The following is a 17,723-nucleotide window of genomic DNA, read 5'->3' as shown; positions in this document are numbered from 1 at the left end:
GCGCTGATTTCCCCAACCGCGAAGGAAGGATCACCGATGATCGACAAAGTTGTTGCCAGCGCCGCGGAAGCGGTGAAGGACATCCCGGACGGTGCCTCGCTCGCCGTCGGCGGTTTCGGCCTCTGCGGCATCCCGGTGGCCCTCATCGATGCGCTCCATCAACAAGGCACCAAGGACCTCGAAACCGTCAGCAACAACTGCGGCGTGGACGACTGGGGCTTGGGGATCCTCCTCAAGGACGGCCGCATCCGCCGCACGGTCAGCTCCTACGTGGGCGAGAACAAGGAATTCGCCCGCCAGTACCTCTCCGGGGAGCTTGAGGTCGTCCTCACCCCGCAGGGCACCCTCGCGGAGAAACTGCGCGCCGGCGGCGCCGGCATCCCGGCCTTCTACACGGCGGCCGGCGTCGGCACCCAGGTGTCCGAAGGCGGGCTTCCGCAGAAGTACGACGCCGGCGGGAACATCGCGCTGGCCTCCTCGCCGAAGGAGGTCCGCACCTTCAACGGGGCCGACTACGTCCTCGAAGAGTCCCTGACCCCGGACTTCGGCCTGGTCCACGCCTGGAAGGGCGACCGGCACGGCAACCTCGTCTTCCACGCCACGGCCATGAACTTCAACCCGCTGTGCGCCACGGCCGGCAGGATCACCATCGCCGAGGTCGAAGAACTCGTGGAACCCGGCGAGCTGGACCCCGAACACATCCACGTCCCGGGGATCTTCGTGCAGCGGGTGGTCCTGGCCCCGGACGGGGAGAAGCGGATCGAGAAACGCACCGTGTCTTTGAAGGAAACAGCGTCGCCGCAGGCAGGAGCAGGAGCATGAGCATCGAGAGCACCTCACCGGACGCACCCCCGCGCCCCGAAGCCGTTCGCCACGGATACCGGGAGGCCGCCGTCGTGCATTCCGCGGAGGACGCCGGCACCAAGGGCTGGACCCGCAACGAACTCGCGGCCCGCGTCGCCCAGGAACTGAGCAACGGCCAGTACGTCAACCTCGGGATCGGCATGCCCACTCTCATTCCCAACTACATCCCGGCCGGTGTCGAAGTGGTGCTGCACTCGGAGAACGGGATCCTGGGCGTCGGGCCCTACCCGGCCGAGGACGCCGTGGACCCGGACCTCATCAACGCCGGCAAGGAAACCGTCACCGTCAACAAGGGAGCGGCGTTCTTCGACTCCGCGCAGTCCTTCGGAATGATCCGCGGCGGGCACGTGGACGTCGCCGTGCTCGGCGCCATGGAGGTGGCCCAGAATGGAGACCTCGCCAACTGGATGATCCCCGGCAAGATGGTCAAGGGCATGGGCGGCGCCATGGACCTGGTGTTCGGCGCCAAGAAGGTCATCGTGATGATGGAACACGTGGACCGCAACGGAAACCCCAAGATCGTGGAGAACTGCTCGCTGCCGCTCACCGGCAAGGGCTGCGTCAACCGGATCATCACCGACCTGGCCGTGATCGACGTCGTGCACGAGGGCGGGAGCCCGCGGCTGGTGCTGCGGGAACTGGCACCCAACGTCACCGTGGAGGACGTGGCCGCGGCCACCGGTGCCCAGGTCTTCGAAGAGGACCAGGAGCTCACGGTTTGACGGACGATCCGGGTGTTTCCGGCGCGCCCGCAGACGAACCCGCGGTCATCCTGCAGCGCGGCCTGTACTTCGAGGAGATCCAGGAAGGCGTGGTGTACGCGCACCGGCCCGGCCGCACCGTCACCGAAACGGACAACGTCCTCTTCACCACGCTGACCATGAACACCCAGGCCCTGCACCTGGACGCCGCCTGGAGCGCCGGGCAGCCGTTCGGGCAGCGGCTGGTGAACTCGATGTTCACCCTGGCCACCGTGGTGGGGCAGTCCGTTCCGCAGCTGACACAGGGCACCATCGTGGCGCAGCTGGGCCTGGGCGACGTCTCCTTTCCGCACCCGCTCTTCCACGGCGATACCCTGTACACCGAAACGGTGGTCACCGAAAAACGGCTCTCCGGCTCACGGCCGGGCCAGGGCGTGGTGACCATGCGGCACACCGGCCGGAACCAGGACGGTGTGGTGGTGGCACTGGCCACCCGTTCCTGCCTGATGTGGACCAAGGAGGCTCACGAAACACATGCCAGCAGCTGATCCTGCACACACGCCCGGCGATCCCTTCACCATGGGGCCGGCCCTCCTTTTCTGCCCCGCCGACCGTCCCGAACGGTTCGGCAAAGCGGCCGAACGCAGCGACGCCGTCATCCTCGACCTCGAAGACGCCGTGGCACCGGACGCGAAGCAGCGGGCACGCGGAGCGATCCTGGCCCTCGTGGCCGCCGAAGGGCAGGCGGCAGAGCTGGATCCCAGCCGCACCATCGTGCGCATCAACCCGGCCGGCAGCAGCGAATTCGCCAAGGACCTGCACAGCCTGGCGCACACGCCGTACCGCACTGTGATGCTCGCCAAGGCCGAATCCGCCGGGCAGCTTCGCGCGCTCGCGGACTACCGGGTGATCGCCCTGTGCGAGACGGCCAAGGGAATCCTGAACGCCGCCGCGATCGCCGCCGAACCGAACGTGGTGGCCCTGATGTGGGGCGCCGAGGACCTGATCGCCTCCATGGGCGGCACCTCAAGCAGGAACGACGACGGCGGCTACCGGGCCGTGGCGGTGCACTCCCGTTCCACAGTGCTGCTGGCCGCCAAGGCGCACGGCAAGGAAGCGATCGACGCCGTGTACGTGGACATCCCCGACCTCGACGGACTGGCCGCGGAAGCCGGGGATGCCGTGGCCAGCGGCTTCGGTGCCAAGGCCTGCATCCACCCGAACCAGGTGGCCGCCGTCCGAGGCGCCTACGCCCCCTCGGCGGAGGCGCTCACCGAGGCCCGGGAACTGCTCGACGCCGCGGCGGCCGCCGGCACGGGCGTGTTCCAGCACAAAGGCAAGATGGTGGACGGGCCCATCCTCCGCCACGCCGAGGCCACGCTCCGCCGGGCCGGGGAGTCCTTCTAAGCCGCGAACCCAAGCGCGAACGTACACTTGGGGCCCTGAAATCGCGGGTTTTGGGGCCGCAACTGTACGTTCGCGCTCATTTCCCGGGGGATCGGGGCAGGGACAGCGGCGGGATCGCCTCATACAGTTCCAGCCGCACCCAGCGCTCGCCGTTTTCCCGGAACTCCGCCCGGCTCGCGAAGCGGTACAGGAAGGTGCGGGCACGCACCCAGCGGGGCCGTCCGCCGTCGAACGGGTCCAGGCGCAGCAGGCGCAGCGTCGCGGGGTCGGCGTCGAGCAGTTTGTGCAGGAACGCATAGAACCACGGCTCGTGGATGGTGCGCAACGGCAGGAACCACATGAGCCAGTCCAGCCGCAGGTGGTACGGCGCCCACTGCCGCGGCAAGCGGCGGAGGTCGCCCGGCTTGCCCTTGAAACCGTACTCCCGCCAGCCCTCGGTACCGTCCGGATCGGCGTCGAGCGTCCCCTCCACCACCACCTCCACGCGGTGCTTCGTCACCGTGCCAAACGCCCCGTAGGTGTTGACCAGCTGCCAGCGGTTGAAACTGGCGTTCATCAGCTGCCCGCTCGAGAGCAGGTTGCGCAGTGGCCGGTAGCTGAGCACCAGCAGCAGCAGCGTCACGGCGAGCACGACGGCGGTCCACCACACCGGGGACTGCAAGCCGGCCGCGGGGGAGCCGGCCGGCTCCGGAAGCCCGAAGACCGCCCGCAGCACCGGATCACTCACCGCGCCGCCGGCCAGGACGATCGCGGACCAGTTGAGCCAGGCGAAGTTCCCGCTGGCCACGAGCCAGAGCTGGGTGAAGATCACGATCCCGGCCGCCACGGACGCCAGCGGCTGCGGCGCGAAGAGAAAGAACGGCACCACCAGCTGCGCGAAGTGGTTCCCGACTACCTCCATGCGGTGCATTGGCTTCGGCAGCAGGTGGGCCTGGCGGCTCAGGGGCCCGGGCATCGGCTGGGTTTCGTGGTGGTAGTACAGGGCGGTGAGGTCCCGCCATTCGCTGCCGCCGCGGATCTTGATCATGCCGGCACCGAACTCCAACCGGAACAGCAGCCACAGCAGCAGGAGCAGGATGGTCCGTGGCGGCGGGACCTCCTCCGAGCCCAGGAACGCCACGGTGAAGCCGAGCTCCAGCAGCAGCATTTCCCAGCCGAAGCCGTAGAACGTCTGGCCCACGTTGACCACCGACATGTACAGCAGCCACAACGCCAGGAACACCACTAGCGGGACCCACGGCGGCCCCAGCTGCGGCAGCCCGGCCACCAGCAGCAGCGCCAGCACCATTCCGGCAACGCAGACGAGGCGCAGCAGCCGGTCCGAGTAGCGCCAGCGGAACAGGCTCGGCCGGCCGTAGTCCCGCGACCGTTCCATGTACCGCGGAACGGGCAGCAGGCCGTGCTCGCCCAAGAGCGCAGGGAACTGGTTGAACGAGGACAGGAAGGCGATGAAGAACAGGGCCGCCGTGCCGCGCTGCAGGACCTGCCGGGCAAACCCATAATCCGGCGCCTCCAGGAACCACACCCAGTCCACGCCTCCAACGCTACGCCCGTGCCCTAAAGGGTCAACGGGGTGCGGGATACTTGATCCATGAAGCCCCGCAAGATCGTCCTCCTCGGCTCCACCGGTTCCATCGGCACCCAGGCGATTGACGTCGTCGACGGCGCCCCGCACCTTTTCGAGGTCGTGGCCCTGAGCGCGGGCGGCGGAAACCTGTCCCTCCTCGCGCAGCAGGCGGTCCACACCCGCGCCGCCGCCGTCGGAATCGCCGACGGCGACCCCCGCGCCCTGCAGGAACTGATCGACGCCGCCGCGGCCGCCGAGGGGCTGCGGAACTACCGGCCGGAAATCTTCAGCGGCCCGGACGCGTCCAGCAGGATCGCCGCGGTGGAAGCGGACGTGGTCCTCAACGGCATCACCGGCTCGATTGGTTTGGCCCCGACGCTGGCAGCACTCAAATCCGGCGCGACGCTGGCCCTGGCCAACAAGGAATCCCTCATCGTGGGCGGCGCCCTCGTCAAGGCCGCTGCTGCCGAAGGCCAGATCGTCCCGGTCGATTCCGAGCACTCCGCCCTGGCCCAGTGCCTGCGCTCCGGCACGGCCGCCGAGGTGGAGAAGCTCATCCTCACCGCCTCCGGGGGACCGTTCCGCGGGCTCAGCCGGGATCACCTGCGCGGCGTCACTCCGGCCGAAGCCCTGGCCCACCCTACCTGGGACATGGGCCTCATGGTCACCACAAACTCGGCCACCCTGGTCAACAAGGGCCTCGAAGTGATCGAGGCGCACCTGCTCTTCGACGTCCCCCTGGACCGGATCGAGGTGGTGGTCCACCCGCAGTCCGTGGTGCATTCCATGGTGCAGTTCGTGGACGGCTCCATCATCGCCCAGGCCTCGCCCCCGGACATGCGCCTGCCGATCGCCTTGGGAATGGGCTGGCCGGACCGGGTCCCGAAGGCTGCGAAGGCCTGCGACTGGAGCCAGGCCACCAGTTGGACCTTCGAACCGCTGGACACCGTGGCGTTCCCGGCCGTGGACCTCGCCAAGGACGCCGCGAAGCAGGGCAGCACCTTCCCGGCGGTCTTCAACGCGGCCAACGAGGAGGCCGTGCAGGCCTTCCACGCCGGACGGATCCGCTTCACGGACATCGTGGACACGGTGGAGGCCGTCCTCAGCGAGCATTCAGGTTCCTCGGAGCTGACACTTGACTCCGTGCTGGAAGCTGAACTCTGGGCACGCACACGCACCCACGATCGTTTAGCCACCAGCACGGTCTAACCCGCACGAGCCACGTAGGAAGCAGCACCACCAGGCATGAGCCCCGTCATTCTCTTCATCCTCGGAGTCGTCTTCGTCGCCCTCGGCGTCGCGGCCTCCATCGCGCTCCACGAGGTGGGGCACCTGCTTCCGGCCAAGCTTTTCAAGGTCCGCGTCACCAAGTACATGATCGGCTTCGGACCCACCCTCTGGTCCCGGCGCAAGGGCGAGACCGAGTACGGCTTCAAGGCCCTGCCGTTGGGCGGCTACGTGGCGATGATCGGCATGTACCCGCCCAACAAGGACGACGGCAGCGTCCGGCCCTCCAGCACGGGCATGTTCCAGACCCTGGCCAGCGAAGCCCGCTCCGCGGCGCACGAGGAAGTCGGTCCGGGCGACGAGAACCGCGTGTTCTACAAGCTGCCGGTGTGGAAGAAGATCATCGTCATGCTGGGCGGCCCGGCCATGAACATGCTCATCGGCCTGGCCCTCACCGCAGTGCTGCTTATGGGCTTCGGCATCTCCACGCCCACCACCACCCTGGCGGACGTTTCCAAGTGCCAGGTCACGGAGGGCGAGACGGTCGATCCGGACTCGGCGGCCTGCAAACCGACCCCCGCGGCCCAGGCCGGACTCAAACCGGGAGACACGATCCTCACCTTCGACGGCAAGGACGCCGGCACCTGGGCGGAGTTGTCCACCCGGATCCGCGCCTCCGCGGGCCGCACCGTGGACATCACGGTCGAGCGGGACGGCCGCACCATGACCTCGCAGGTCACCCCCGTCCTGTCCTCCCGCCCGGTCATCGGCGACGACGGCCGGCAGGCGAAAGGCGCCGACGGCAAGCCCCTGTACCAGGAGGTCGGCTTCCTCGGCATCGGTTCGCAGACCGCCCTGGTGCCCCAACCGGCGTCGAGCGTGCTGCCCATGGCCGGGGAGAACATCAAGCAGATCTCCGGCGTCATCCTCAACCTCCCGGCCCGCGTGGCCGGCGTCGCGCAGGCGGCCTTCAGCTCCGAACCGCGGGACCCCAACGGACCCATCAGCGTGGTGGGCGTCGGACGGGTGGCGGGCGAAGTCGCAGCCATGGAGGAAGTCCCCGTGCAGGCGCGCCTGGCCACGTTGGTGGGCCTGCTCGCCGGGCTGAACTTCGCCCTGGCCGTGTTCAACCTGATCCCGCTGCTGCCGCTGGACGGCGGGCACATCGCCGGCGCCCTGTACGAGGGCGTGCGGCGCCGCATCGCGAAGCTGTTTGGCAAACCGGACCCGGGCGCCTTCGACATCGCCAAGCTGCTGCCCCTGACCTACGTGGTGGCCGCGCTGCTCATGGCGATGGGCGCCCTGCTGATCTACGCGGATATCGTCAAACCGGTGAATCTCTTTGGCTGATTTTCCCGTACCACGTGGCCTTTGTGCGGGCCTTTGGGTGCGGAATGCCACCCGCCCCGAGTCCTCGCCCGCGCGGCCTTGGCGATAGGGTAGCGGTATGACTGTTTTCGCTGTTGAGTACGTTTACGACGTCGAGTCCGCCGCAGTGCGCGATGAGCACCGCCCGGCCCACCGCGCCTGGGTCGCCGAACTTGCCGAGCAGGGAACCGTGCTGGCTTCCGGTCCCTACGCCGACGGCTCCGGTGCCCTGATCCTGGTCAACGCCGCCGATGAAAGCGAACTGAACGGCATCCTCAAGCAGGACCCCTTCGCCATTGCCCAGGGCCTGGCCAGCATCCGCACCAGCGCGTGGAACCCCGTGATCGGCCTGCTCGCCGCGCACACTTCCTAGCGAACCCTCCTCCCGATCCACCTCAACCCAAGGAGTCCACGTGACCTCGGTCAGCCTGGGAATGCCGTCAGCCCCGCCACCCGTCCTTGCGCCGCGCCGCAAGACGCGCCAGATCAAGGTGGGGTCCGTGGGCGTAGGCTCCGATTCGCCCATCAGCGTGCAGTCGATGACCACCACGCCCACCACGGACATCAACGCCACCCTGCAGCAGATCGCCGAACTCACGGCGGCCGGCTGCGACATCGTGCGCGTGGCCTGCCCCTCGGCCGATGACGCCGAGGCGCTGCCGATCATCGCCCGCAAGTCCCAGATCCCGGTGATCGCGGACATCCACTTCCAGCCGAAGTACGTCTTCGCGGCGATCGAGGCCGGTTGTGCCGCGGTGCGCGTGAACCCCGGCAACATCCGCAAGTTCGATGACCAGGTAAAGGAAATCGCGCGGGCCGCCAAGGACCACGGCACCTCCATCCGGATCGGCGTCAACGCCGGCTCCCTGGAACCGGGCATCCTGAAGAAGTACGGCAAGGCCACGCCCGAGGCGCTGGTCGAGTCCGCCGTCTGGGAGGCTTCCCTGTTCGAGGAGCACGGCTTCCACGACTTCAAGATCTCCGTGAAGCACAACGACCCCGTGGTGATGGTGGCCGCCTACGAGATGCTCGCCGAAAAGGGCGACTGGCCGCTGCACCTCGGCGTCACCGAGGCGGGCCCGGCGTTCCAGGGCACCATCAAGTCCGCCACGGCCTTCGGTGCGCTGCTCTCCAAGGGCATCGGCGACACCATCCGGGTGTCCCTGTCCGCCCCGCCGGTGGAGGAAATCAAGGTCGGCAACCAGATCCTCCAGTCCCTGAACCTGCGCCCGCGCAAGCTGGAAATCGTCTCCTGCCCGTCCTGCGGACGTGCCCAGGTGGACGTCTACACCCTCGCCGAGCAGGTCACCGCGGGCCTTGAGGGCATGGAAGTTCCGCTGCGCGTGGCCGTGATGGGCTGCGTCGTGAACGGCCCAGGCGAGGCCCGTGAGGCCGACCTCGGCGTTGCGTCCGGCAATGGCAAGGGCCAGATCTTTGTGAAGGGTGAGGTCATCAAGACTGTTCCCGAAAGCGAAATTGTTGAGACACTGATCGAAGAGGCCATGCGTATCGCTGAAGAGATGGGGGAGGCCGATGGCGAAGATGCTGTCAAGGGTAGCCCCGTGGTTAGCGTCTCGTAACGAGACTGCACCGGACGGGTTGACCGTCCGGATCCTGGAGGGCGCCGATACGGCGCAGCTGCGCGCGCTTGCACTGGAAGACCCGGTGGCGAATGTGTTCATTCTGTCCCAGCTGGGTTCGCACGGGAGTGCCTCGCCGACGGCGGCGGGCGCCCGGATTTTCGGCGTGTTCGACGGCGGCACCCTCCTGGGTGCCTGTTGGGCCGGGGCGAACCTGGTCCCGGTCCAGCTCGATCCCGGGTTGGCCCCGTACCTCGCCGAGGCGGTGCACCGGGCGGGCCGCCGCTATGCGTCGATTTTCGGCCCCGCCGGCACGGTGCTCGCGCTCCACAAGGCCTTGGAGCCGCACGGACACCTGGCCCACGAGGTGCGTGCCGACCAGCCGCTGATGGCGATCACCGGGGAACCGGCCGTCCCGGCCAACCCGCAGCTCGGCTTCGGCGACATGGCCGACTTCGACCTCATCCTGCCCGCCTGTGCGGCGATGTTCGAAGAGGAAGTGGGCTATTCGCCGTTCCTGGGCGGCGAGGATTTCTACAGCCGCCGGGTGGCCGGCTTGATCCGGCAGGGACACTCCCTGGTGCACATCGACGGCGGCCGGGTGCTGTTCAAGGCCGAGCTCGGCGCCGTGACCCCCGAGGTGAGCCAGGTGCAGGGCGTGTGGCTCAATCCCGCGATCCGCGGACAGGGCCTGAGCGCCGGCTACATGGCCGCCGTCGTCCTCCTTGCACGGACCCTGGCCCCCGTCACCAGCCTCTACGTGAACCATTACAACCTGCGCGCGCGGGCAAGTTATGAACGGGTGGGATTCCAGCAGCTGGGAACGTTCGCTACTGTGCTCTATTAATGCAAGGGAGGCACTCCGGCCCACCTGCAGCCACCTGCGGGTCCATCGTGCCCGTTCGCATCCTCTGGGGGGATCTTGTCTAACGCACGTCGTATTGTCCTGGCCATCTCGGCCGCCGCCGCACTGTCTGTCTCCGCTTGTTCGGCGCCGGCTCCGGCCTCCAATCCGTCGTCGGCAGCGTCGCAAAGCCAGACGCCCACACCGACGCCCACGCCCACCGTGGCGTTCAAGAAGTACACGAATGCCGAGCTCGCGGAGCTGTTCGAAAGTGTCGACAACGCCGAAGGGTCACCGTTCGTCGCGATGCCGCCAGCGCAACTCGAGCAGGGAATTGCCGCGGCCAAGAAGATGCTCACGTCGATCAAGGTCACCCCGGCAGTGTGTGGCGGAGCCGCCCTCACGGGCGGCTTCGAGGCAACCCAAGGGGCAAGCATGGCGGTTGCCACCTCGAGGCCGTCGGGCAGCGCCTCACCGGTCCAGACAGTGAGCCTCGTCTCCGGCGTGGATCAGGCGAAGCTCGCGGCCCTCTATGCCAAGAACAAGGAACAGAGCAAGAAATGCGGTCACGTCGTCATTGAAGTGGCGGGCCGGAAGGCGGAGTCTTCCGTCGTGGAGGTCCCTGTTGCCACGGCAACCCCGGGTTCCTTCGCCGTGAAGGCGACCAGTACCACGAGCATGGGCGAGATAACGCAAGTCATGGTGACGGCCATGAAGGGTGGCGTCGTGATCAACAGCATCTACGTCAGTGCCGGCAACGTTGCCCTGGAGACAAAGCAGGCCGCACAGACCCTCGACGACATCGCGGCCCAAATCAAGTAGTCGTCACTCATCAAGTAGTCGTTCCGCCACCGAGGTCCCTGCCCCGGACATCTTGCGCACCTTACGGACCTTCCAAAGGCTCCGCGAGGTAGTGCCGGATGTTCGGGGCAACCAGTTTGACGACGTCGTCCGGCTCCGCCGACGCCAGGGGCTCCAGCCGGACCACATAACGCACCAGCATCAGGCCCATCACCTGGGTGGCCACGAGATTCCCGCGCAGGGCGCGTTCCTCCGGGGTGCCCGGCAGCCCCGCCATGATCCGCTGCAGGATGGTGCGGGTCACCAGTTCGCGGAGCATGGCCGTCTTGGCCTTGGAGCCGATCGTGCCGCGCAGGAACGCCACCAGGCTGTGCTGCGCCGGGCTCTCCCACAGCCGGAGCACTGCCCGCACGATTTCCTCCGCGCGCTGGCCGGGGTCGAGGGATTCGACGCCGGCCAGGACCTGCCCGGGATCGGCCGGAAGGTCCACGCTGAGTGCGAAGAGCTCATCCTTGCCCCGGAAGAAGTGGTGCACCAGCGCTGGATCCACACCGGCCTCGCGGGCCACCTGGCGCAGGCTGGTGCCGTCGAAGCCGTGCTCGGCGAAGAGCCTGCGCGCGGTTGCCAGGATGAGCTCGCGCGAATCGTTGGTGCCACTGCGGCGGCCCCGGCGGGACGACGGCACTGAGCTGCGCTGTGCCGCCCCGGAGCTGCGCTGTGCCGCCGCGGAGCTGCGAAGGGACGGAAGCCCGTTCATCGGGTCTGCCGCCGGAGGGTCAGCGAGGCCAGCACCAGGACCCCGACCACGATGATCCCGATGACCGTCGCGTCATCCCACATGAGCCGGGTGGCCTCGCTGTTGGACGCAATCTCCTTCAACGCCTCCACCGAGAACGTCAGCGGCAGCACGTTGGAGATGTTCTCCAGCACATCGTTCATCCGCTCACGCGCCACGAAGAGGCCGCACAGCAGGATCTGCGGAACCACCACCACGGGCATGAACTGAACGGCCTGGAACTCTGTCCGGGCGAACGCCGAGCAGAGCAGGCCCAGCGCGACCCCCAGCACGGCGTTGATGACGGCGATCATCACCACGTATCCGGGGCTGCCCTTGATGTCCAGGTCGAAAATCCAGTACGCCACCGCCGTGGCCACGAGCGACTGCAGCGCCGCCATGATCGAAAACGCGATCGCGTAGCCGAACAGCAGGTCCGCCTTGTGGATCGGCGTCGTCAGCAGGCGCTCCAGCGTCCCGGACGTCCGTTCGCGCAGCATGGTGATCGAGGTGACCAGGAACATCACCACGAAGGGGAAGATCGCCAGCATCATCAGGCCCACGCGGTCGAAGGTCCGCGGCACCCCCGGCGGCAGGGTCTCGTTCTCGTAGAGGTAGTACACGGCGGTCAGCAGAAGTGCCGGAACCACAAGGATCAGCGCGATGCTGCGCCGGTCGTGCCGGAGCTGGTCCAGGACCCGCCGGCTTGTCGCCAGCATCATGCGGGGGTTCATCACGCCACCTGGCTTTCGTTGCGGTTCCGGCGGGAGGGCTTGCCTTCCGCTTCCCGGATCAGGTGCAGGAACGCTTGTTCGAGATCTACGCTGTGCCCGCGTTCACCGAGTTCGGCCGGGGTGAGGCTGGCCATCAGCAGTCCTTCGCGCAGCAGCAGCAGCGAGGAACAGTGCGAGGCTTCCTCCATTACGTGGCTGGAGACCAGCAGCGTGGTTCCGGCGGCCGCCATCGTGGCGAAACGCTCCCAGAGCTCCGCGCGGAGCACCGGGTCCAGGCCCACGGTGGGTTCGTCCAGGACCAATAGGCTGGGGCGCGCGACCAGGGCACAGGCCAGGGACACGCGGCTCAGCTGGCCGCCGGAGAGGTCTATGGTCCGCTGCCGGGCGAAGTCCTCCAGCCCGACGGCGGCGATCGCCTCGGCGGTGTCGGCCGCCGTCGCGCCATGCATGGCTCCGAAGTACCGGACGTTCGCTTCGACGCTGAGGTCCGGATAGACGCTGGGGGACTGGGTGACATAGCCGACCTCGTGCCGCAGGGCGGCGGCCCCGGCCGGCTTGCCGAGAACGGTCACGGTTCCGGAAGACGGCCGCTGCGCCCCCACAATGGCGCGCATGAGCGTCGTCTTGCCGCTGCCGGAGGGGCCGAGCAGGCCGGTGATCCGGCCGGCGTCGATGGTGAAATCCAGGCCCCGCAGGATCTTGGTCCGGCCGCGGTTCACGTGCAGGCCACTGGCCCGGACGGCCGGGGCAACGGCGGCGGGTTCTGCTGTGTGCTGGTGCATTGCAGCCTCCAGGAATGAATTCATCACCTGATGAATTCAAGGTAGACCTGCCGCCGGCCACCGTCAATGGATCCCGTATGGTGCCTGCTGCGGTGGCCGCGGCGGCAGCGCGCGGCAAAGACGCAGGCGGCCAGCCGGTAGATTAGTAGTCAGTACTTTTTGCCATCCTTGCCACAGAAACGGATTCTGCCCGTGGTCGTTCGCCTCTCCCAGCTGTTCCTGCGCACCTTGCGTGAAGATCCCGTCGACGCCGAGGTGGCCAGCCACAAGCTGCTGGTCCGTGCGGGCTACATCCGCCGCGCCGCTCCGGGCATCTACACCTGGCTGCCGCTGGGCCTGAGCGTGCTGCGTAAGGTGGAGCGGATCATCCGCGAGGAAATGGCCGCGATCGGCGCCCAGGAAGTCCACTTCCCGGCCCTGCTGCCCAAGGAACCCTACGAGGCCACCAACCGCTGGACCGAATACGGCGAGGGCATCTTCCGGCTCAAGGACCGCAAGCAGGCCGACTACCTGCTTGCCCCCACGCACGAGGAAGTGTTCACCCTCCTGGTCAAGGACCTGTACTCCTCGTACAAGGACCTGCCCCTGAGCATCTACCAGATCCAGAACAAATACCGCGACGAGGCCCGCCCCCGCGCCGGACTCCTCCGCGGCCGCGAGTTCATCATGAAGGACTCCTACTCCTTCGACGTGGACGACGCCGGCCTGGACGCCAGCTACGCCGCGCACCGCGCCGCGTACGTGAAGATCTTCGAACGCCTCGGCCTGGAGGTCGTCCCGGTCACCGCCACCGCCGGTGCCATGGGCGGGTCCAAGAGCGAGGAATTCCTGCACCCCACGGAGATCGGCGAAGACACCTTCGTGCGCTCCGCCGGCGGCTACGCGGCAAACGTGGAAGCCGTCACCACGGTAGCCCCTGAGGCCATCGACTTCAGCAACGCCCCCACGGCCCGTGTCCTGGACACCCCGGACACACCGACTATCGAAACCCTGGTCGCCGCATCGAACGAGCTCGCCCCGCGCAGCGAGGCCGACGGCGGCGAATGGACTGCCGCTGACACGCTCAAGAACGTGGTCCTCGCTGTGACCCTGCCCACCGGTGAGCGCCAGCTCGTCGTCATCGGTGTCCCCGGCGACCGCGCCGTGGACCTCAAGCGCGTCGAAGCCAATATCGGGGCCTTCCTGCCGGTTGCCGGCGAGATCGGCCTGGAAGCGGCCAACGAGGACGACCTCAAGAAGCAGCCCCTCATTGTCAAGGGCTACCTTGGCCCCGGCCTCACGCTGGACGAACCCCTGCTGGGCAGCAAAAGCTCCACCAAGCTCCTGTACCTCGTTGATCCCCGCGTTGTCAGCGGCACCGCCTGGATCACCGGAGCCAACCAGGCCGGAAAGCACGTCTACGACCTTGTAGCCGGGCGCGACTTCACCTGGGATGGCGTCATCGAATGCACCGAGGTGCGTGCAGGCGACCCCGCCCCGGACGGCAGCGGCCCTCTGGAGCTGGCCCGCGGCATCGAGATGGGCCACATCTTCCAGCTCGGCCGCAAGTACGCCGAAGCCCTCGACCTGAAGGTCCTGGACCAGAACGGCAAGCAGGTCGTGGTGACCATGGGCTCCTACGGCGTCGGCGTCACCCGCGCCGTGGCCGCGCTGGCCGAATCCAACAACGATGACCGCGGCCTCGTCTGGCCGCGCTCCGTGGCACCCGCGGACGTCCACGTTGTCGCCGTCGGCCGCGGCGAGGAAATCTTCGCCGCCGCGGAGAAGCTGTCCGCCGAACTGGAGGCCGCTGGCCTCGAGGTCATCTATGACGACCGCCCGAAGGTTTCCCCCGGCGTGAAGTTCGGCGACGCAGAGCTCCTGGGCGTGCCCACCATCCTGGCCGTCGGCAAGGGCCTGGCGAACGGCGTGGTGGAAATCAAGGACCGCCGCAGCGGCGAGGCCGAGGACATCGCCGTCGAAAAGGCCGTGGATTACGTGGTCAACGCCGTCCGCCAGAAGTGATTTCCGGCTTCGAATCGATCGAGGCCGCCACGCTCGTCATGATCGTGGTGGCCGGTTTCGCCGCCGGATGGGTTGACGCCGTGGTGGGAGGCGGGGGACTGATCCAGCTCCCCGCCCTCCTCCTGGTCCCGGGCATCACCCCGGTCCAGGCGCTGGCCACCAACAAGATGGGCTCCATCTTCGGCACCGCCACCAGCGCCACCACCTATTACCGCAGGGTGGGCCCGGACCTGAAGACCGCCGTGCCAATGGCCGTAATCGCGCTGGCCGGAAGCTTCGGCGGGGCGCTGCTCGCCGCCAACTTGCCCGCCTCGGTGTTCAAGCCGATCATCGTGGTGGCGCTCGTCGTCGTCGCGCTCTTCACCGCGCTCCGGCCCAACGCCGGCGAGCTCACCGCCCTCCGGCACGACGGCCACCGGCACTACGTGGTGGCCTGCCTGATCGGCGCGGTGATCGGCTTCTACGACGGACTGATCGGCCCCGGCACCGGCTCCTTCCTCGTGATCGCCCTCGTCTCCGCGATGGGCTACGCCTTCCTCGAAGCCAGTGCCAAGGCCAAGATCGTCAACATGGCCACCAACGCCGGCGCGCTGCTGTTCTTCCTGCCGCACGGTTCCCTGCTCTGGGGCGTCGGCCTGCTGCTCGGCGCGGCGAACATGGCCGGCGGCTACCTGGGCGCCCGGACTGCCGTGAAGAAGGGCAGCAAGTTCGTCCGCGTGGTCTTCCTGCTGGTGGTGGCCGCCCTGATCATCAAACTCAGCATCGACGTCTGGCAGGACCTGGCCTAGGCGGCACCACGGCGTTAGCCGGCGGCACTGCCTTCGACGGCGGCGAGAATCGCCGCGCCGAGTTCCGCCGGGCGGGTGAACTGCGGCCAATGGCCCGTGGGCAGGTCCACGTACTTCACGTCCTTCATGAGGGCCAGTTCTGCGGTGAACGGCGAACCTGCCGCCATCCATTCGTGGAGCATCGCGGAGGGGAACTCACAGGCGATGATCGTGGCCGGAACACCGTACCGCCGCTCATCCTGCAGGTGCTGCTTGTCGCAGGCCACGCCCTTGGGCTGCGGGATGGCACGGTTCCGGAACATCTCGCGGAGCCCTGCGTCCAGGTCCACGAGGTCGGCGTCGTCGAACACGTCCCATGCCGGCAGCGGGATGTCGTCGCCTTCCGTGGGCAGTTCGTCGTTGATGACGCCGCCTTCGCCGAGCGGTCCGCTGTCCACGTAGATCGCCCGGGCCACCCGCTCCGGACGGGCATCGAGCACGCCGTGGATGATCGCGCCGCCGCCCGAGTGGCCCACCAGCACCACCGGATCCTCCGCCATGTCCACCACAGCGGTCACCGCATCGATGTGGTCCCGCAGGCCGATTCCGGCGCGCGGGGCATCAACAGACTCAAGGCCCGGCAGGGTCAACGGCGTGACCCGATGGCCGGCGTCGACGAGCGGCGGGGTCACCTCCGACCATGACGAGGCATCCAACCAGAACCCGGGAACAAGGATGATTTCCATGGTCCGTACCCTACGACGGGCCACCGACAAGAAGCCATGTTTTCCCGGGGCCCGCAGGCGTAGCATGCTCCCATGTGGGCCGATTCCGGTGAATATGAGCGGGTTCTTGGGCGAGCGGCGGAGCACGCCCGGGTATGGCTGGAAGCGTTGCCGGCGCGGGCAGTGAGGCCCTCGCTGACGGCGGAACAGGTCAGCTCGGCGTTCGGCGGTCCGCTGCCCGCCGAAGGCATGGACCCCGAGAAGCTCATCGACTTCCTTGCCCGGAACGCCGAACCCGGCCTCATGGCCATGCAGTCCGGCCGCTTCTTCGGCTGGGTGATCGGCGGAACCCTGCCCTCGGCCATGGCCGCCGACTGGCTCGTCTCCGCCTGGGACCAGAACACAGGCCTGCGTTTCGCGTCGCCCGCGACGGCCGGGATCGAAGACGCCGCAGGCCAGTGGCTGCTGGAACTCCTCGGACTCCCGGAGGGGTCCGACGTCGGCTTCACCACCGGGGCGAGCATGGCCAACTTCACCGCGCTGGCGGCGGCCCGCTGGCGCCAGCTCGAGGCCGCCGGCTGGGACGTGAATGCGCAGGGCCTCAATGGTGCCCCCGCGTTGCGGGTCCTGGTCGGGGCCGAACGCCACGAGAGCCTGGACATGGCGCTGCGTTTCCTCGGCCTCGGCGCACCCGAAGTGGTGCCCGCGGATGCCCAGGGCAGGATCGAGGCCCCTTCGCTGCGCCGTGCGCTGGAAGCCGGCAGCGGGCCCGCGATCGTGTGCCTGCAGGCCGGGAACATTCATACCGGCGCCTTCGATCCATTCATCGAAGCCATCGCTGCCGCGAAGGACCACGGTGCCTGGGTGCACGTGGACGGCGCGTTCGGGCTCTGGGCGGCCGCCGTCCCGGAACTGCGGGCACTGTGGGACGGCGTGGCCTTGGCCGATTCCTGGGGGACCGACGCCCACAAGACCCTGAATGCCCCCTACGACGCCGGGATCGTGGTGGTGCGCGACGTCGCCGCCCTGCGTCCCGCCATCGGCATGCACGCCGAGTACCTGCCGCAGGACAGCCACGGGCCGGGCGACCCGATGGAAAAGTCGCCGGAGCTGTCGCGCCGTGCCCGCGGTGTTCCGGTCTGGGCCGCGTTGCGCGCCCTGGGGGCCGACGGCGTCCGCGCCCTGGTTGCCGGACGCGCGGCCTGCGCGAGCGAATTGGCAGCCCGCCTCGCCGGCGTGCCCGGCGTCAAGGTGCTCAACGACGTCGTCTACACGCAACTGTCCCTGGCCTTCGAAGACGACGCCCGCACGCGGGCCGTGACCGACTACATCATGGCCGACGGCCGGGTCTGGATGTCCGGTTCCCGCTGGCACGGCAGGGACATCCTCAGGGTCTCGGTCAGCAACTGGTCCACCGACAGCAGCGACCTGGACACCGCCGTCGAGACGATCAAGGACGCGATGGCCGCGACGGCGTAGGCTGGCTCGCGGCTAGCTGTACTCGGCCATTAGGTTGGTGACACTCGTGTGATCGGGGTGTCCTTGATGGCGGCGTGGATGCGTTCAGTGTTGTAGTA

Annotated in this window: 18 protein-coding genes; 13 read left to right on the top strand and 5 right to left on the bottom strand. The window is 68.1% G+C overall.

Features of this window, described 5'->3' with window-relative positions; all coding sequences use genetic code 11:
* The first annotated feature begins 36 nt into the window (after window positions 1–36).
* From D3654_RS00950 to D3654_RS00935, 4 genes are read left to right on the top strand one after another with little or no spacing between them, the layout of a single operon-like run.
* Complete coding sequence (locus D3654_RS00950) at window positions 37–822, top strand: CoA transferase subunit A (protein ID WP_120519667.1); 786 nt, start codon at window positions 37–39, stop codon at window positions 820–822.
* Window positions 819–1,586 (top strand): CoA transferase subunit B, encoded by a 768-nt coding sequence (locus D3654_RS00945; protein ID WP_120519666.1) that lies wholly within the window; start codon window positions 819–821, stop codon window positions 1,584–1,586. Before D3654_RS00950 ends, D3654_RS00945 begins: the two co-directional genes overlap by 4 nt.
* Window positions 1,583–2,113: a MaoC family dehydratase gene (locus D3654_RS00940; RefSeq protein WP_120519665.1), complete on the top strand. Its 531-nt coding sequence runs from the start codon at window positions 1,583–1,585 to the stop codon at window positions 2,111–2,113. The genes D3654_RS00945 and D3654_RS00940 overlap by 4 nt, the downstream gene beginning before the upstream one ends.
* Entirely contained in the window at window positions 2,100–2,972 is an 873-nt protein-coding gene (locus tag D3654_RS00935) for an HpcH/HpaI aldolase/citrate lyase family protein (protein WP_120519664.1), read from the top strand. The genes D3654_RS00940 and D3654_RS00935 overlap by 14 nt, the downstream gene beginning before the upstream one ends.
* Window positions 2,973–3,048: 76 nt before the next feature.
* On the opposite strand, the gene D3654_RS00930 is transcribed toward D3654_RS00935, so the two are convergent.
* On the bottom strand, window positions 3,049–4,506 hold the full coding sequence (locus D3654_RS00930; protein WP_120519663.1) for a lipase maturation factor family protein: 1,458 nt from the start codon (window positions 4,504–4,506) through the stop codon (window positions 3,049–3,051).
* Window positions 4,507–4,563: 57 nt separating this feature from the next.
* Here D3654_RS00930 and dxr point away from each other — a divergent pair, with 57 nt between their 5' ends.
* The 6 genes from dxr (at window position 4,564) to D3654_RS00900 (ending at window position 10,380) form a co-directional block, all read left to right on the top strand.
* The gene (gene dxr, locus D3654_RS00925; RefSeq protein ID WP_120519662.1) at window positions 4,564–5,748 is read left to right on the top strand and encodes a 1-deoxy-D-xylulose-5-phosphate reductoisomerase; all 1,185 of its coding nucleotides are present in this window, start codon (window positions 4,564–4,566) and stop codon (window positions 5,746–5,748) included.
* A gap of 36 nt (window positions 5,749–5,784) precedes the next feature.
* Window positions 5,785–7,116, top strand: coding sequence for a M50 family metallopeptidase (locus D3654_RS00920; protein WP_120519661.1), 1,332 nt, complete (start codon window positions 5,785–5,787; stop codon window positions 7,114–7,116).
* 97 nt (window positions 7,117–7,213) lie between these two features.
* Window positions 7,214–7,507, top strand: coding sequence for a YciI family protein (locus D3654_RS00915; protein WP_120519660.1), 294 nt, complete (start codon window positions 7,214–7,216; stop codon window positions 7,505–7,507).
* A gap of 40 nt (window positions 7,508–7,547) precedes the next feature.
* Window positions 7,548–8,714, top strand: coding sequence for a flavodoxin-dependent (E)-4-hydroxy-3-methylbut-2-enyl-diphosphate synthase (ispG, locus tag D3654_RS00910; protein WP_074589139.1), 1,167 nt, complete (start codon window positions 7,548–7,550; stop codon window positions 8,712–8,714).
* Window positions 8,677–9,561, top strand: coding sequence for a GNAT family N-acetyltransferase (locus D3654_RS00905; protein WP_120519735.1), 885 nt, complete (start codon window positions 8,677–8,679; stop codon window positions 9,559–9,561). Before ispG ends, D3654_RS00905 begins: the two co-directional genes overlap by 38 nt.
* 75 nt (window positions 9,562–9,636) lie before the next feature.
* Window positions 9,637–10,380 (top strand): hypothetical protein, encoded by a 744-nt coding sequence (locus tag D3654_RS00900; protein ID WP_162943582.1) that lies wholly within the window; start codon window positions 9,637–9,639, stop codon window positions 10,378–10,380.
* A 61-nt stretch (window positions 10,381–10,441) separates the two neighbouring features.
* On the opposite strand, the gene D3654_RS00895 is transcribed toward D3654_RS00900, so the two are convergent.
* Genes D3654_RS00895 through D3654_RS00885 form a run of 3 tightly spaced genes read right to left on the bottom strand, consistent with a single transcriptional unit; the run spans window position 10,442 to window position 12,650 of the window.
* Window positions 10,442–11,116, bottom strand: a complete 675-nt coding sequence (locus D3654_RS00895; protein WP_120519658.1) for a TetR/AcrR family transcriptional regulator — start codon at window positions 11,114–11,116, stop codon at window positions 10,442–10,444.
* Complete coding sequence (locus D3654_RS00890) at window positions 11,113–11,856, bottom strand: ABC transporter permease (protein WP_120519734.1); 744 nt, start codon at window positions 11,854–11,856, stop codon at window positions 11,113–11,115. Before D3654_RS00890 ends, D3654_RS00895 begins: the two co-directional genes overlap by 4 nt.
* A gap of 11 nt (window positions 11,857–11,867) precedes the next feature.
* A complete protein-coding gene (locus tag D3654_RS00885; RefSeq protein ID WP_120519733.1) occupies window positions 11,868–12,650 on the bottom strand; it encodes an ABC transporter ATP-binding protein in 783 nt (260 codons plus the stop codon).
* A gap of 192 nt (window positions 12,651–12,842) precedes the next feature.
* Between D3654_RS00885 and D3654_RS00880 the strand changes: the two genes are divergently transcribed.
* A complete protein-coding gene (locus D3654_RS00880; RefSeq protein ID WP_120519657.1) occupies window positions 12,843–14,654 on the top strand; it encodes a proline--tRNA ligase in 1,812 nt (603 codons plus the stop codon).
* Entirely contained in the window at window positions 14,651–15,442 is a 792-nt protein-coding gene (locus D3654_RS00875) for a sulfite exporter TauE/SafE family protein (RefSeq protein ID WP_120519656.1), read from the top strand. The genes D3654_RS00880 and D3654_RS00875 overlap by 4 nt, the downstream gene beginning before the upstream one ends.
* A gap of 14 nt (window positions 15,443–15,456) precedes the next feature.
* On the opposite strand, the gene D3654_RS00870 is transcribed toward D3654_RS00875, so the two are convergent.
* Window positions 15,457–16,167, bottom strand: coding sequence for an alpha/beta fold hydrolase (locus D3654_RS00870; protein ID WP_120519655.1), 711 nt, complete (start codon window positions 16,165–16,167; stop codon window positions 15,457–15,459).
* A 72-nt stretch (window positions 16,168–16,239) separates the two neighbouring features.
* Here D3654_RS00870 and D3654_RS00865 point away from each other — a divergent pair, with 72 nt between their 5' ends.
* The gene (locus D3654_RS00865) at window positions 16,240–17,625 is read left to right on the top strand and encodes a pyridoxal phosphate-dependent decarboxylase family protein (RefSeq protein WP_120519654.1); all 1,386 of its coding nucleotides are present in this window, start codon (window positions 16,240–16,242) and stop codon (window positions 17,623–17,625) included.
* The last annotated feature ends 98 nt before the right edge of the window (window positions 17,626–17,723 follow it).

The sequence above is a fragment of the Arthrobacter celericrescens genome (genome assembly GCF_003614925.1).
GTDB lineage: Bacteria > Actinomycetota > Actinomycetes > Actinomycetales > Micrococcaceae > Arthrobacter > Arthrobacter celericrescens.
Note: the sequence above shows the minus strand (reverse complement) of the source record. Positions and strands in the feature narration are given on the sequence as shown.